This window comes from Corallococcus sicarius (assembly GCF_003611735.1).
Taxonomy (GTDB): Bacteria; Myxococcota; Myxococcia; order Myxococcales; family Myxococcaceae; genus Corallococcus; species Corallococcus sicarius.
Genome location: NZ_RAWG01000247.1, coordinates 1 through 14479, shown reverse-complemented (window position 1 = coordinate 14479; position 14479 = coordinate 1). Strand labels below are relative to the sequence as shown.

The 14479-nt window shown below is 70.3% G+C and carries 15 protein-coding genes; 11 read left to right on the top strand and 4 right to left on the bottom strand.

The window, feature by feature from the left end:
- The 11 genes from D7X12_RS29955 to D7X12_RS29905 form a co-directional block, all read left to right on the top strand.
- The coding region (locus tag D7X12_RS29955; protein ID WP_439329400.1) for an LA_2272 family surface repeat-containing protein at positions 1 to 758 on the top strand (758 nt) is incomplete at its 5' end.
- 36 nt (positions 759 to 794) lie between these two features.
- Positions 795 to 1640, top strand: a complete 846-nt coding sequence (locus tag D7X12_RS29950) for a GIN domain-containing protein (RefSeq protein ID WP_158620148.1) — start codon at positions 795 to 797, stop codon at positions 1638 to 1640.
- Between the two features lie 52 nt (positions 1641 to 1692).
- Positions 1693 to 2700: a zinc-dependent alcohol dehydrogenase family protein gene (locus tag D7X12_RS29945; protein WP_120628669.1), complete on the top strand. Its 1008-nt coding sequence runs from the start codon at positions 1693 to 1695 to the stop codon at positions 2698 to 2700.
- Between the two features lie 98 nt (positions 2701 to 2798).
- The gene (locus tag D7X12_RS29940) at positions 2799 to 3425 is read left to right on the top strand and encodes a DUF1360 domain-containing protein (protein WP_120628668.1); all 627 of its coding nucleotides are present in this window, start codon (positions 2799 to 2801) and stop codon (positions 3423 to 3425) included.
- 140 nt (positions 3426 to 3565) lie between these two features.
- A complete protein-coding gene (locus tag D7X12_RS29935; protein ID WP_120628672.1) occupies positions 3566 to 4954 on the top strand; it encodes a DUF2079 domain-containing protein in 1389 nt (462 codons plus the stop codon).
- 184 nt (positions 4955 to 5138) lie between these two features.
- Positions 5139 to 5474 carry an HPF/RaiA family ribosome-associated protein gene (locus tag D7X12_RS29930; protein WP_120628667.1) on the top strand — a complete coding sequence of 112 codons (336 nt, stop codon included), beginning with the start codon at positions 5139 to 5141 and terminating at the stop codon, positions 5472 to 5474.
- 160 nt (positions 5475 to 5634) lie between these two features.
- Positions 5635 to 6720, top strand: coding sequence for an aldo/keto reductase (locus D7X12_RS29925; protein ID WP_120628666.1), 1086 nt, complete (start codon positions 5635 to 5637; stop codon positions 6718 to 6720).
- Positions 6721 to 6946: 226 nt separating this feature from the next.
- Positions 6947 to 8695, top strand: coding sequence for an AgmX/PglI C-terminal domain-containing protein (locus tag D7X12_RS29920; protein WP_147443845.1), 1749 nt, complete (start codon positions 6947 to 6949; stop codon positions 8693 to 8695).
- A 41-nt stretch (positions 8696 to 8736) separates the two neighbouring features.
- Positions 8737 to 9084 (top strand): ArsR/SmtB family transcription factor, encoded by a 348-nt coding sequence (locus D7X12_RS29915; RefSeq protein ID WP_120628664.1) that lies wholly within the window; start codon positions 8737 to 8739, stop codon positions 9082 to 9084.
- The gene (locus D7X12_RS29910; RefSeq protein WP_120628663.1) at positions 9081 to 9575 is read left to right on the top strand and encodes an SRPBCC family protein; all 495 of its coding nucleotides are present in this window, start codon (positions 9081 to 9083) and stop codon (positions 9573 to 9575) included. The genes D7X12_RS29915 and D7X12_RS29910 overlap by 4 nt, the downstream gene beginning before the upstream one ends.
- 56 nt (positions 9576 to 9631) lie before the next feature.
- Complete coding sequence (locus D7X12_RS29905; RefSeq protein ID WP_120628662.1) at positions 9632 to 9964, top strand: hypothetical protein; 333 nt, start codon at positions 9632 to 9634, stop codon at positions 9962 to 9964.
- Here the strand turns inward: D7X12_RS29905 and pdxA are convergent.
- From pdxA to D7X12_RS29885, 4 genes are all read right to left on the bottom strand, one after another.
- On the bottom strand, positions 9888 to 10940 hold the full coding sequence (gene pdxA, locus D7X12_RS29900) for a 4-hydroxythreonine-4-phosphate dehydrogenase PdxA (RefSeq protein ID WP_244224858.1): 1053 nt from the start codon (positions 10938 to 10940) through the stop codon (positions 9888 to 9890). The genes D7X12_RS29905 and pdxA overlap by 77 nt on opposite strands.
- Positions 10937 to 11908 carry a peptidylprolyl isomerase gene (locus D7X12_RS29895; protein WP_120628661.1) on the bottom strand — a complete coding sequence of 324 codons (972 nt, stop codon included), beginning with the start codon at positions 11906 to 11908 and terminating at the stop codon, positions 10937 to 10939. The genes pdxA and D7X12_RS29895 overlap by 4 nt, the downstream gene beginning before the upstream one ends.
- 61 nt (positions 11909 to 11969) lie before the next feature.
- Positions 11970 to 12971, bottom strand: coding sequence for a peptidylprolyl isomerase (locus D7X12_RS29890; RefSeq protein WP_120628660.1), 1002 nt, complete (start codon positions 12969 to 12971; stop codon positions 11970 to 11972).
- A 193-nt stretch (positions 12972 to 13164) separates the two neighbouring features.
- Complete coding sequence (locus D7X12_RS29885; protein ID WP_120628659.1) at positions 13165 to 14184, bottom strand: alpha/beta hydrolase; 1020 nt, start codon at positions 14182 to 14184, stop codon at positions 13165 to 13167.
- Positions 14185 to 14479 lie beyond the last annotated feature (295 nt).

Here is a 14479-nt window from a genome sequence, read left to right as displayed (position 1 = left end):
GGCAGTTCTCCGTGGGCGCCAACATCGCGACCGGAGCGATGAAGGGCGTCCAGGCGGCGGTGGGCGGCAACGTGGCCTCGTCCTTCACGGGCCTCCAGGCGTCCACGGGCCTGAACTACGCGCGCGGCATGGAAGGCGCGCAGCTGTCGCTGATCAACGTGGGCGGGGACGTGAGCGGCGCGCAGGTGGGGCTCGTCAACATCGCGGGGAAGATGGACGGGCTGCAGCTGGGGCTGATCAACGTGGCGCGCCACTCCGACGGCGAGGCCCTGGGCATCTTGAGCTTCATCGGCAACGGGCAGGCCAACGTGCAGCTGTGGGCCAGCGACATCGCGTACACCAACGTGGCGGTGAAGTTCGGCAGCCAGCACTTCCACACGCTGCTGACGCTGGGCTTCAACCCCGGCACCCACACGCACCGTCGCCGCTACGTGGCGGGCGCGGGGTTCGGCACGCACCTCACCAAGGGGTCGCTGTTCTTCGACCTGGATGTCATGGGCAGCTCCGTGCACGCCGACAACCTCTTCCGCGATGGCGATGGCACGAACGTGCTCGGGCAGCTGCGGCTGGTGGCGGGCTGGCAGGTGGCGAAGCGGTTCGCGCTCATCGGCGGCGTCGTCGGCAACACGCTGGTCACCTGGGACAACGGCGACCGGTGGGAGGAGCTGGGCATCGGCCCCGAGTGGCGCAGCACCTCCGACGGCGGCAGCACCACCGTGCGCGTGTGGCCGGGCGTGCTGCTGGGCGTGCAGCTCTGACACGAGGAAGTCTTCGAAATGGATCGGGAGGGAACCATGTGGAAGCGTCTGGTGGTGGGAGTGCTCGCGGCGGGGCTGATGACATCCGGCTGCGGTTTCACCGAGGACCTGCGGGGTGATGGCAACACCGTGACGGAGGCGCGCGTCGCGGAGGGCTTCCTCGTCGTGGAGAACCGCAGCTCGCTGGACGTGGTGGTGCGCGAGGGCGAGGTGGCGGACGTGAAGGTCACCATCGACGCGAACCTCCAGTCGAACGTGCGCACCTACGTGAAGGCCGGGGAGACGCTCGTCATCGAGACGGACGGCTTCTTCTCGCCCACGAACTCCCCGCGCGTGGAGGTCCGGGTGCCGCGCATGGTGGGCGCCATTCAAGACGGCTCCGGGACCCTGCGGGTGGAGGGCTTCGAGAAGGTGCGCGAGGACGTGCGGCTGGTGGCGAAGGGCTCCGGCGCGCTGCACTTCTGCGGCGGGGTCAACACGCTGGATGCGAAGCACTTCGGCTCCGGGAAGATGGAGCTGTGCTCGGCCGGGTCGCAGATGGCGGAGTGGGTGGACTTCACGCAGACGGGCTCGGGAGCGCTGACCTGGTCCGGCGCGGCGAAGCTGGTGCGCGCCATCGCGGATGGCTCCGGCGACATGAAGCTCACGGGAGTCACCGACCGGCTCATGGCCCGGTTGGATGGCAGCGGCGACCTGGAGGCCCAGGCGCTGAAGGCCGTGGACGTGAACCTCGTGTCAGACGGATCCGGGCACACGGCCGCGCATGTGGACGGGGGCGGGGTGGTCATCACGCTCGACGCGTCGGGGGACGTGGAGCTCTTCGGCCACGCCCTCTCCTCCCAGGTGCGGGTGAACGGCAGCGGTAAGGTCAGCTGGCACTGACTACCTTGCCTTCGACACCCGTGAAGGACGCGGGCGGGAAGGCAGGCGGGCCATGACAGGGACCATGCGGGCGATGGTGCTCCACGCAGCCGGGCAGCCGCTGCGAGAGGAGCACCTCCCCATTCCGGAGCCCGGTCCCGAGCAGGTGTTGTTGAAGGTCCTCGCCTGCGCCGTGTGTCGTACGGACCTGCACGTGGTGGACGGCGAGCTGACCTCTCCGAAGCTGCCGCTGGTGCCGGGCCACGAAATCGTGGCGACGGTGGTGACACCGGGCGAGCAGGTGAGTGGCCTGACTCCTGGCATGCGCGTGGGCGTGCCGTGGCTGGGGTGGAGCTGCGGGCAGTGCCGCTTCTGTCGCTCCGGGCGGGAGAACCTCTGTGACACCGCGCGCTTCACCGGCTACGACCTGGACGGCGGCTTCGCGGAGTACACCGTGGCGGATGCGCGCTTCTGCTTCCCGCTGCCGTCGTCGTACCGGGACCTGGAGGCCGCGCCCCTGATGTGCGCGGGGCTCATCGGCTTTCGCAGCCTGCGCATGGCGGGCGAGGGGCCCCGGCTGGGGTTGTATGGCTTTGGCGCCGCCGCGCACATCCTCATCCAGGTGGCGCGACACCAGGGTCGCAAGGTGTATGCCTTCACGCGCAAGGGTGACGTGCAGGGGCAGGCGTTCGCGCGCGAGCTGGGCGCGGTGTGGGCGGGAGGCTCGGAGCTGCTGCCGCCAGAGCCGTTGGACGCGGCCATCCTCTTCGCCCCCGTGGGCGCGCTGGTGCCCGCCGCGCTGCGCGCCGTGGACAAGGGCGGCGTGGTGGTGTGTGGCGGCATCCACATGAGTGACATCCCCGCGTTCCCCTATCTGGTGTTGTGGGAGGAGCGGGTGGTGCGCTCGGTGGCGAACCTCACGCGCATGGACGCGGTGGACTTCCTGGCGCTCGCGCCGCGAGTCCCCGTGCGCACCGAGGTGCAACGGTTCCCCCTGGCCGCCGCGAACGAAGCGCTCCAGGCCCTGCGTGAAGGGCGCGTGCGCGGGGCCGCGGTCCTGGACGTGACGGGCACGGGGTAGAGGGGACATGGGAGCGGGAGCCCACGCGCCTGAGTGCCTGGATGCTTGGGACGGGGGAGCGTGCACAGCTTTGGCGGGACACGGAGGCTGTGCACCGCATGAAAGCGCTTCAGGAGACGGGACCGTTCACCGGCTATGACTCGGAGCACCACCCGTTGGGCTCGTATGCGGCGCTCATCGGGACCTTCGGCACGTCGGTGGTCGGCTTCCTGGGATGGATGAGCGCCTCCGGGCGGCGGCTTCCGGAGCGACTGGGGTGGAAGGACCTGGCGCTGTTCGGCGTCGCCACGCATGCGGTGTCGCGCCTGGTGACGTTGGACCGGGTGACGAGCCCGCTGCGCGCGCCGTTCGTGCGCTACGAGGCCGACAGCACCGCGGGCGAGGTGGTGGAGAAGGCGCGCGGCGAGGGCCCGCGACGCGCGCTGGGCGAGCTGTTGGACTGTCCCTTCTGCCTGAGCCCCTGGGTGGCCACGGGCTTCATGGCCGCGTCGGCGGTGCGTCCCCGGGAGACGCGCTTCGTGGCCGCCATCTTCGCGCTCAGCACCGCGTCCTTCTTCCTGCACCGCGCCTACGAGTGGCTGGGCGAGGGGCTGCACCGCACCCGCGCGCAGGCGCAGCGGCTGTCGAAGCAGCAGGAGCGTGAGGCGGACGTCGGCGTGCAGTTGCCCGACAGCGGACCGCAGGTGGTGGAGGCCGGCCGCGCCCCCATCCCGTCGCCGAGCTGAGCGAGCTGAGCGAGCTGACCGGGCGGAGTTGACGGAGCCGAGGTGCATGGTGGTGTGCCCGGAGGGAATGCGTTAGACGGGCGGCGCCAGCGATGACCTCCGTCCCGACTTCCCCCTCTGCCCGCCGTGGGTTGCCCGGCATGCTCGCGCTGCCCGCCGTGGTGCTCGTCTGGGCGCTGGTCGCGGTGGCGCCGGTGTGGCTCCAGGCCGCGCGCTCCTGCTTCTCCACCTACGACCTGGGCATCTACAGCCAGGCGTTGGCGCGGCTGTCCTTCCGGGATCCGAACCCGTGGCTCAGTGCGCGGCAGGTCCACATCTTCGCGGACCACTTCGACCCCGTGCTGTGGCTGGCCCGGCCCCTGCGTGAGCTGATGCCGGCGATGTGGGCGGGGCTGGTGGCGGAGGCCGCCTTCATCCTGCTCTCCATCGCGCCGCTGGTGTTGCTCCAGATGCGAGGCCTGCTGGACCGGGCCTCCACGGTGCTGCTGTCCGCGGTGCTGCTCTTCAACACCGGCACGCTGTCGGCCCTCATCTTCCCCGTCCATCCCACCGCCTGGGCCATGCTGCCCTGGTCGATGCTCGCGGTGGCGTACTGCCTGCGGCGCACGGGGTGGATGCTCGCGTCGCTGGTGTTGTTGTTCGCGTGCAAGGAGGAGTTCCCCTTCGTGGGCGTGATGCTCGCCGGAGGGCTCTGGCTGCGAGGCGAGCGTCGCGTCGCGCTGATGGTGTTCACGCTGTCGGCGGCGTGGCTCGCGTTCGTGTTCTTCGGGCGCTCCGGGTGGTTGGGCGAGACGGTGGACTACAGCACGCGGCTGACGCCGGCGCCGGGACAGGGGCTGGGCGGCTATCTGGCGGAGCGGCTGGCACCGAGGCACCTGCGGCGCATTGGCACGCTGCTCGTCGTCTTCATCCCCGCGGCGCTGTGGGCGTGGCGTCAGAAGTGGAAGCCCGACTGGGTGTGGTTGTCGCTGCTGCTGCCCATGATTGGCATCCGCTTCCTGGGCATGGCGTGGCGCGACCAGTACGGCGCCCCGCTGATGGCCGCGGCGGCCCTGACGCTGCTGCCGTTGCTGCTCCAGCGCCGTCCTCCGGCCTGGGTGCTCATCGCGACGGGCGTGCTGCTCTTCACGACCAACGAAAACCTCATTCACAAAGCGCGGCGCGCCGTCTTCACGCCAGAGGTCCACCCGGAGATGTGCCCGGCCACGGCGCCGCGCCTCGCGTCGCTCCAGCGCGCGTGGGACGTGCTCGCCGCGAACCCGGGCGGCAAGGTCCTGCTCGAAAGCAACCTCGTGGCGGACGTGGCCGAGCGGGACGACATCTACATGGTGGGCGGGCCCCAGCCGGACGGCGTCCACGTCTACGACCTGGTGCTGGTGGAGAAGCCGCCCCGGGGCGGCTTCCCGCCCATGACCCGGGAGCGGATGGAGGAGCTCATCACGCTGTGGCGCTCCCAGCCGGGCACGCAGGTGCTCATCGACGACGCGAACGTCTTCCTCGCGCGCGGGCGTTTCACCGTCGCTCGCTGAGGCCCCCTTTCGCGCACGTGTTTCGCGTGGGGGGCCCGACAAGCGCAATTATTTCGCGGAAGCAGCTCCTCCTGACCCGGCGCGGAGTCCCGCCTCCTCGGAGCCCGCGCTGGCAGGGCGTATGCACTGATTTCCGCTCGAACACCGGCTCCGGAGGACGGAGCCCTCACACCCGAGGCGGACGATGAAGCGCGCACTGCGAATCACCTACCGGGGCATGGAGACGAGCGAAACCCTGAGCGAGCACATCCGCGGCCAGGCCGACAAGCTGGAGCAGTTCTTCGAGGGCATCACCGGCTGCGACGTGGTGGTGGAGGAGCCGCACCGCCACCACGCACAGGTCCATCACTTCCACGTCCGGGTGGCGTTGCACGTGCCGGGCAAGGACATCATCGCGGATCGCGAACCGGCGCAGCTCGCGACGCACGCGGATGCCTACCAGGCCGTCACGGACGCCTTCGAGGCCGCGCGCCGCCAGCTCCAGCACCACGCGGAGAAGCTGCACGCCCACCACCGCTGACGGGCGCGGGTGTCATCCGGGAGTCGGAACGTGGCACGGCGCTGTTCCGCGCCGGACGTCAGGGGCGCTCAGGGCTCCGAGGGCTGTTGGCGCGGTCGTGCGCATGGGGTTCTCTCCCTGCGCCTTCGGCCGTGCCACCTTCTCCGCGGGGAGCCCTCTCATGTCGCTCAACCACTACGTCACCCTGGGCCGCTCCGGCCTGCGCGTCAGTCCCTTCTGTCTCGGAGCGATGACGTTTGGTGAGGACCTGGGCTGGGGCAGCAGCGTGCAGACGTCCAACGCCATCATGGACCGCTTCATCGAGCGGGGCGGCAACTTCATCGACACGGCGAACGTGTACACGTTCGGCCACTCGGAGAAGATCATCGGCGACCACCTGGGCAAGGAGCCGTCGAAACGCAACCGGGTGGTGATTGCCACCAAGTTCTTCGGCAACCTCTTCGAGAAGGATCCGAACGGCGGCGGCGCGGGCCGCAAGTCGGTGCTGGCCGCGTGCGAGGAGTCGCTGCGCCGGCTGCAGACGGACTACATCGACCTGTACTGGATGCACGCGTGGGACGCGCACACGCCCATCGAGGAGACGATGCGCGCGCTGGACGACCTCGTGCGCTCGGGCAAGGTCCGCTACGTGGGCTTCTCCGACACGCCGGCGTGGAAGGTGGCGCAGGCGCAGGTGACGGCGTACTTCCGGGGCTGGGCGCCGCTGGTGGCGCTGCAGATTGAGTACTCGCTGCTGGAGCGCACGGTGGAGGGTGAGCTCATCCCCATGGCGCTGGAGCTGGGGCTGGGCGTGACGCCGTGGTCGCCGCTGCGCAGCGGCGCGCTGAGCGGCAAGTACACGCGTGAGAACGCGGGCAAGCAGAAGGCGGACCGGGGTGCGTGGGCGGAGAGCTCGCTCAACGAGAAGACCTACGCCCTCATCGACCTGCTCCAGCGCGTGGCGAAGGAGCAGGACTCCACGGTGGCGCGCGTGGCGCTGGCCTGGGTGCAGGGCCGTCCGGGCGTGGCGTCCACCATCCTGGGTGCGCGCACGCTGGAGCAGCTGGACAACAACCTGGGGGCGCTGGACGTGAAGCTCACGCCCGCGCAGGTGCAGGCGCTGGATGAGCTGTCCAAGCCCACGCTCGACTTCCCGGCGGAGTTCCTCAAGAACGCCCCGTCCTTCATGCACGCGGGCCTGAGCGTGAACGGTGTCCAGGCCCCGCCGAGCACCCTGACGCCGAAGACAGAAGCCCAGCGCTACTGATCCGAGCGGCTGCGGAAACACCGCCCCTGTCGGCACAGGGGCGCACACCGTCGCGTGCAGGGCCTTACGTTTCGGCCCGTGCCAACGGGAAAACGGCGGCCGGAGCGTTCAGGACCTGACGCTCGCGGTAGCGCGAACGGGAGCCGTTCCTAGTATCGGCCCCCTGGCAGTCAGGTGGTCTGGGTGGGTTGGTGGTCTGGCGCGGTACGGGCGGCGGGAGGGTGGCGTGAGCGAGCTACTGACGGGTGAAGGGCAGTTGCGTACGCAGGGCGGCGGCACTCCGGGGTCCTCGGGTGCGGGCTTCTCCCTCGACTCCGACGCCTTCGATGCCGAGCTGGATGCCTGCCTGGATCTCGCCCTCTTCTCCGGCCCCGCGCGGAACACCGACACGGTGCCCGAAGTCGCGGCGACGGGCTCCATGCGCACGCTGCTCGACCTGGCCTCCACCGAGGAGTCCTGGCTGGAGTCGCTGCCTCCGACGTCCCACGAGGATGCGGAGCCCGCGCTGACGCTGTCCGCTGAGGCCGCCAACGTCGTCATCCCCGAGTGGCTGCGCGCCGAGGAGTCGACGTCCCTGGCCAACGGCCTGCACGATGCGTCGTGCGGAGCGATGACGTCGTGGGACGCCGCGCCGCAAGCGAATGTCTGGGCCGCGCCCGGCTCTCCAGCGGAGGCCTATGCGCCGCAGCCGTGGATGCCGTATGCCCCGGCCCCGGTGGAGCCCGAGGCTCCCGCGCCCGCCATCGCGGATGTCTCCACGCGCATCCTGGGCATGAGCCCGCTCTCCTTCGTGAGCGCGGTGACGATGGGCGCGCTCGCCGCGGGCCTGCTGGTCGTCGCGGGGCTGCGACTGACCGCGAACGATGATCAGCGCGCGCAGGCCGCAGGCTCCTTCGCGCAGGGCACCGCGGGCACCCAGGGCGCAAGGATTGCGCAGGGCATCGCGGGCATGCAGGGTGCGCAGGGCATCGCGGGCATGCAGGGCTTCACGGGGCCTCAGGGCACTGCGGGCACGACGGGCATGCAGGGCACGACGGGCATCGCGGGCACGACGGGCACGCAGGGCTTCACGGGCGTGCAGGGCACTGCGGGCATGCAGGGCCTCACGGTGGCGCAGGGCCTCACGGGCGTGCAGGGCCAGGCCGGTGCCGCCACTCCCCAGGTCATGCTGCCGGGCTGGCAGCCGCAGCCGGGCGCGCTGGGCTACCAGCAGGCCATCGCGTCCGCCGTGGGTGGCGTGAGCACGTCCGCGCTGACGGAGGCGCAGCGTGCCGCGCAGTCCCTCACGCCGAACACGCCTGTGCTCACGGGCCCGGCGAACGTGGGCCTGACCACCGGCCTGCAGACGCTGGCCCCGGAGGCCCCGCGTCCCACCGTGACGGCGGCGGTGACGAAGATGGCCCCCGTGGCGACTCGCGCCGCCACGCTGGAGACGACGGAGGACACGGGCGAGGTCCAGGAGATGACCTTCGGGAGCGCCATCTCCGCCGAGGAGCTGGCCCAGGCCCAGCAGGCCGCCGCAGAAGCCGAAGCGGAAGAGGCCGCGCAGCCGGGTTCGGAGTTCGACGAGGACTTCGCGCGCGAAATGGGCTTCACCGAAGAGGCGGAGGCCGAGCGGGCGGAGGCCGAAAAGAAGGCCCAGGAGAAGACGGTCTACGTCCCGCCCGCCCCGAGCGCCGCCGAGCACGAGCGCCTGTCGCCCTCGGACGTGAAGAACGTCGTCGTCACGAACCAGCCCGCCATCGCCACCTGCGTCCAGAACTTCAAGGCGGGCACGGCCCTGGAGAACGGCGGCCGCTTCCAGATGCGCTGGTCGGTGGACACCTCCGGCACCGTGTCCGGTGTCGCCATGGAGACCGAGGCCCTGCGCGGCTCCCCGCTCGCCGGCTGCATCGAGGACCAGGTGCGCACCTGGAAGTTCCCCGTGCACCGCGTGGCCCTGGACGCCCCCGTGCGCTTCCCCTTCGTCTTCTAGCTGGACACCAGAAGAATGCATGCGTATGTATATACGCAGCCATGCATGTTGACGTCTTCCAGACCCTGGCCGACCCGACGCGCCTTCGCATCATCGAGGCGCTGAAGGGCGGCGAGCACGCCGTGAACGACCTCGTCGACCGGGTGGACATCCACCAGTCGGGCGTCTCGCGGCACCTGCGGATCCTCCAGGAGGCGGGCTTCGTCCAGGTCCGGCCCGAAGGGACGAAGCGGCTGTACTCGCTCTGTCCGGAGCCCTTTCAAGAGCTCGACGCCTGGGTCACCGGGTATCGACAGCTCTGGGAGGGCCGCCTTGATCGGTTCGGCGAGGAGCTCGAGCGAAGACAGAAGGCGCGTGTGGCCTCACGCAAGAAGGAGGACACGCCATGACGACGCACCCCCAGGCCGCCCCGCAGCGGAGCATCACGTTCGAGCGGACCTATCCCGCATCCCTCGATGAAGTGTGGGAGCTGTGGACGACGAAGGACGGCATCGAGTCCTGGTGGGGTCCGGAGGGCTTCACCGTGACGGTCCACCAGATGGACCTGCGCCCCGGGGGTCTGCTGCGCTACGCGATGACCGCCACCGCGCCGGAGCAGGTCGCCGGCATGAAGCAGGCGGGGCTGCCCCTCTCCAGCGAGGTGCAGGTCACGTACACGGACGTCACGCCCCCACGCCGGCTGGCCTACACGCACCGGGTGGACTTCATCCAGGGCGTCACGCCCTACGACGTCTCCACGGTGGTCGAACTCCAGCCGAGCGGGCAGGGCGTGCGCATGTCCGTGACCTCCGACGCCATGCACAACGAGGAGTGGTCGAAGCGGGCGTCCATGGGGATGGAGAGCCAGCTCGGCAGGCTCGCGAAGCGCCTCCAGCGCTGAAGCCCGCACAGGAACCGGAGCACGGCATCCGGGCGGCGTTTATCCTCTGCTCCGCCATGGCGAAGCGAGCGCCTCCGGAGCCGGAGGGTCCAGACCCCATCGAGTTGCACCTGTGTCACCGTTGCCTGGTGCGGCTGCCGGCGGACGCAGGCGGGGTGGACCTGCCGCGCCGCGTGCGCGAGGCCTTGAAGGCCCACGGGCTGGGAAACCGCACCCAGCTCATCCCCGCGTCCTGCCTGGGTCACTGCCCCACGGGGCTCGTCACGGTCCTCGTCGTCCCCGACGCCACGGCGCGGGGCACGCACGCGAAGCTCATCGCGCCGGAGGCGGACGGCGAGGACCTGGCGCGGCACCTGCTCCAGGGCCTCGCGAAAGCCGGGCCGCCTTGAGCAGCGCTTCCATCATGGGCACGCAGCTCGCCGTGCCCGTGCCGGCAATCGCATACGCGGTGCCGTGATCCGGTGACGTGCGCGGCACCGGCAGCCCCAGCGTCACGTTCACCGTGCGCTCGAAGTCCAGCGCCTTGGCCGGGATGAGCCCCTGGTCGTGGTACATGGCCAGCACCACGTCGTACTTCGCGCCCACCTCATCGGGCCGCGCGAACAGGCCGTCCGCGGGGATGGGGCCGTAGGCGTCCACCCGCTTGGAGCGCGCGCGGCGGATGGCGGGACCAATCACCTCCACCTCCTCGCGCCCCAGCATCCCGCCCTCGCCCGCATGCGGGTTCAACCCCAGCACGGCGATGCGCGGCTTGCGGCCCACCACCGGCTCCAGGCTGCGCGACAGCAGTTGCAGCTGCGCGACCAGCTTCTCCACCGTGAGCAGCTTCGGCAGCGCGGAGATGGGGACGTGGTTCGTCGCCAGCGCGATGCGCACGCGCGGCCCGTCCATCATCATCAACACGTCCACGCCGAACGCGTCCGCCAGCACCTCGGTGTGGCCCATGAAGGGGATGCCCGCGCGCGAAATCTCCTCCTTCGACACCGGGGCGGTGCACAGCGCGTCCACCGTGCCCGCGCGCATCGCGTCGATGGCGGCCCGCACGAACGCGTACTGCGCCCGGCCTCCCTCGCGCGACGGCTTGCCCGGCACGCGGTGCTTCTGCGCCAGGCGCGTCACCTCCACCACCGCCGGCCCCGTCGTGCGGCCCAGGTCCTCCAGGGCCACGCGCGGGAAGCGGCGGAAGAGGGGGAAGCACTCCAGCGTGGGCCCATCCCCGAACACCACCGGCACCAGCGCGCGGCGCACCGCGGGCCGCGCCAGCGCCAGGGCCGTCACCTCCGGCCCGATGCCCGACACGTCCCCCAGCGAGATGCCCACGCGGGGCAGCACGGACGACGCGGTGGGCACGGGGGCGTCCTTCACATCTTCACTTCGACGTTGGCCTTGGAGCGCAGCTCCTGGACGTACTGCTCCAGGAACTTCTCCGTCTTCTCGTTGAGGAGCTTGGACTCCAGCTTGGGCTTCATCTCCTCATAGGAGGTCACGGACACGTTGCGGCGCTCCTCCACCTTCAGGATGTGCCAGCCGAAGTTGGTGCGGATGGGCTCGCTCACCTCGCCCTGCTTGAGGTTGAAGGCGGCCTTCTCGAACGCGGGCACCATCACGCCGCGCTTGAAGTAGCCCAGGTCACCACCGTCCGCGGCGCTGGGGCCCTCGCTGCGGGCGCGCGCCAGGGCGGAGAAGTCCATGCCCGGCCGGCGGGCCTCCTTCGCGATGCCCTCCGCCTTCTGCTTCGCGGCGGCCACCTGCTCCGGCGTGGCCTTGGCGTCCACCTGCACGAGGATGTGGCGCGCGTGCACCTCCACGTCCTCGCCCTCCAGGCGCGTGTACTGGGTGTAGGCGGCCTTGAGGTCCTCCTCGGTCACCTTCACCTTGGGGCCCACCTTCATGCGCAAGAGCTTGTCGCGCACGACGCGCTTGCGGAGCATCTCCCGATAGCTGGCGAGCGTGTAGCCCTCGTTCACGAGCAGCTGCTCGAACTGCTTGATGTCCGGGACGTTGTTCTGCTTGAGCACGTCCTGCACCAGGTCATCCACCTCCGCTTCGGTGGTGGTGATGCCCAGCTGCTGCACCTCCGCCTCCATCAGCTTCTCGCCGATGAGCGTGTCCAGCGCGGTCTTCATCAGCTGCGCGCGCTCGTCCGCGCGCTTGCGCGGGTCGGGCTCTGAATTGAGGCGCTGCATCTCCGGCGCGGCGCGCTGCTGCACCTCCGACATCGCGATGACGTCGCGGTTCACCACCGCCGCCACCTTGTCCACCAGCTCCGCGTGCGCGCGCGTGCCGCCCGCGAGGAGCATCACCGCCGCCAGGAACGCCACCAGGTTCTTCATCGCAACGACCCTCTCCACGAAACCCCGGGATGGCCAACCGGCCGGCCCCCGGAAAAGTCCTTCACTTCGCCGCCTGCGGCACGGGCCGCCCGCGGATGGTCTGCAGCGTGGCCTCGTTCACCACCACCTGGGCCTTGTCGCGCAGCTCCTTCTCGAAGGTCTCCTGCGCCTGCGCCCGCTTGGTCTCCAGGAGCCGCCCCTCCACCTTCGAGCGCACCTCCGCCAGCTCCCGCTTCCGCGGCGGCCGGCGGTCCAGCACCTTGAACAGGTGGTAGCCGTACTCCGTGGACACCACGTCCGAAACCTGCCCGACCCCCAGCTTGAATACCACCTCGTCGAAGGCCGGCGGCATCTGTCCCCGGGGGAAGAAGCCCAGGTCGCCTCCCACCTTGGCGTCCGCGCTGAGCGAATAGCGCCGCGCCAGGTCGGAGAACTTCTTGCCCGCCTTGAGCTGCGCCTGGAGCCGGCGCGCCTCGTCCAGCCCCTTCACCACCATCTGCGCCGCGTGGACCTCCTCCGGCTCCTGGAAGTCCGCCTCGTGCGCCGCGTAGTACGCGCGCAGCTCCTCCTCCGTCACCGCCACGCGCGAGTACACGTGGTGCGTGAAGAGCTTCTCGATGGTGAGCCGGCTCGCCTCCCGCGCGCGCAGCTCCGCCATGGACAGCTGCCCCGCCGCGAGCACCTCGTTGAAGTTGCCCGCCGGGTAGTCGCCCGACAGCCGCAGCACGCCCCGGTCCACCTCTTCGGGCGTCACCGCGATGTTGTTCTGCTTGGCCGCCTGCAACAGCAGCATCCGCTTCACCAGCGTGTCCACGAGCGCGCGCTTGAAGGGCTCCACCTCCTCCGGCGTGGGCTCCGGCCCCTCCGTGGTGGCCAGCTCCCTCGCCAGCTCCTGCTCGAAGTCGGCGCGGCTCAGCGACTCGCCGTTCACGGTGGCGACCACCGTGGGGTCCGGCCCCTCCTGCGTGGGCGCACGGCAGCCGCCCAGGCCCAGCACCCCGGCAACGAACAGCAGGGTGGTGGACCACGACAGCAGGGAGGCGCGGAGGGAAGCAGGACGCATGCGCGAAGGCCTCGGGGGGGACAGCGGGGGACCTTCCACGGTGGTGGCGGGCCGCAGGGCTTTCAAGCGGGACGTCACGGCCGGGATGAGAAGCGAACGGAGGGACCCATGGAGCGGTCTTCCGGGTAGCACGGCGTCACCGCCCCGACAACCGGCCGGCCCCTGAAGCCCGCCAGGGCTTCGTGGCGTCGCCTCAAAGCTTCGTGGCGTTGGAGGTGAGGAAGGCCTCCACCTGGGGAAAGATTTCATCCGGCGCCTTGCGGCCCAGCACCAGGTCCGCGTGGCCGTAGTCCTCCGCGAAGCCATGGCCGCGCCCGGCGACCAGCATCTTCACCGGCCCGCCCAGGTGCTCCTTCGCCCGGGCCACCGCCAGCGGCGGCGCGAGCAGGTCCCGGCTCCCGGCGATGAGCAGGAAGGGGATGCGCACCCCGGCGAGCGGCTCGCGGTAGTCGAACCCGCCGTCATACGTGGTGAACTTGCTGGAGATGATCCACCGGGCGAACTGCCGCCCCACGCCCCCGGCGATGTCCGCCGGCACGTTGGCCAGCGCCCAGCGCACCACCTGCGGATCCATGTTCTCCGCCAACATCATGTAGCGGGTGAGCGGCCCCGGAGGCGCCCCGAAGAAGGCGATGCTGGTGACGCGGCGGGTGGGGATGACCTTCAGCTTGAGCAGCGGCTCCACCCGCTGCACGAAGGCGCGCAGCCCCGGTTGGACGGCGAAGGTGAACGGCGCGCCCAGGGAGACGGCCGCCTTCACCGGCGCCTGGGGGTTCTTCGCCAGGTGGGCGTAGAGCATCAGCCCGCCCTTGGAGTGGCCCACCCAGAGGACCTGTTGGGCACCGGTGGACAACACCGTGCGCAAAGCAGTTCTCACATCGTGTTCCGCCTGATCATCAAAATTCCAGTCAGCCGCGGCTCCGGCCAGCCCGCGGCCGCGCAGCTCGATGACCCAGGTCTCGAACCCGGCCCGGGCCAGGTAGCGCGCCAGGCTGTACTGCTCGTTGAAGTCCATGTGGAAGCGGTTGGCTCCCAGGCCGTGGCACAGGATCACCGGCTCCGCGTACCGGCGCTCGCCGCGCGGGTGGTAGCGCCCCAGCGCAATGGCCGCCCCGTCGTCCGTGGGCACCCGGTAGAGCTCATCCGGCTTGAAGCTCAGTGTCAGCAACCCCTCCTTGCCGCGCTCGACTGCGCGCGTGAAGAGGTCCGCCATCCGGCTCAACCGGGGTGCTGCGTCCTGTCGTGCTGTCACACCACTCAGTCTACGCCCGACCCCCGTCCAATGCCGCCGTGTCGCACAGGGACTTTCATGGGACGGCAGGACAGTTGCAGGAGGTACGACACGTTCGCTGGGAGGTCACGGAAATGCGGCAGGGCCGGGGTTTCAAGGAAGCGTTGTCATCCTTCATTGCCACAGTTTTTCCCACAGATACCCTCCTGGGTGCCCTGAAGGTGATGGAACGGCACCATGTGCGCCTCGTGGGAGTCGTCGGGGCGGGGGGCGGTCT

Coding starts and splice junctions, on each gene's coding strand:
- D7X12_RS29915 (WP_120628664.1), top strand. CDS start 8,737: ATGCATGTTGACGTCTTCCAGACCCTGGCCGACCCGACGCGCCTTCGC.
- D7X12_RS29935 (WP_120628672.1), top strand. CDS start 3,566: ATGCTCGCGCTGCCCGCCGTGGTGCTCGTCTGGGCGCTGGTCGCGGTG.
- D7X12_RS29885 (WP_120628659.1), bottom strand. CDS start 14,184: ATGGCGGACCTCTTCACGCGCGCAGTCGAGCGCGGCAAGGAGGGGTTG.
- D7X12_RS29895 (WP_120628661.1), bottom strand. CDS start 11,908: ATGAAGAACCTGGTGGCGTTCCTGGCGGCGGTGATGCTCCTCGCGGGC.
- D7X12_RS29890 (WP_120628660.1), bottom strand. CDS start 12,971: ATGCGTCCTGCTTCCCTCCGCGCCTCCCTGCTGTCGTGGTCCACCACC.
- D7X12_RS29930 (WP_120628667.1), top strand. CDS start 5,139: ATGAAGCGCGCACTGCGAATCACCTACCGGGGCATGGAGACGAGCGAA.
- D7X12_RS29950 (WP_158620148.1), top strand. CDS start 795: ATGTGGAAGCGTCTGGTGGTGGGAGTGCTCGCGGCGGGGCTGATGACA.
- D7X12_RS29925 (WP_120628666.1), top strand. CDS start 5,635: ATGTCGCTCAACCACTACGTCACCCTGGGCCGCTCCGGCCTGCGCGTC.
- D7X12_RS29945 (WP_120628669.1), top strand. CDS start 1,693: ATGACAGGGACCATGCGGGCGATGGTGCTCCACGCAGCCGGGCAGCCG.
- D7X12_RS29940 (WP_120628668.1), top strand. CDS start 2,799: ATGAAAGCGCTTCAGGAGACGGGACCGTTCACCGGCTATGACTCGGAG.
- D7X12_RS29910 (WP_120628663.1), top strand. CDS start 9,081: ATGACGACGCACCCCCAGGCCGCCCCGCAGCGGAGCATCACGTTCGAG.
- D7X12_RS29905 (WP_120628662.1), top strand. CDS start 9,632: ATGGCGAAGCGAGCGCCTCCGGAGCCGGAGGGTCCAGACCCCATCGAG.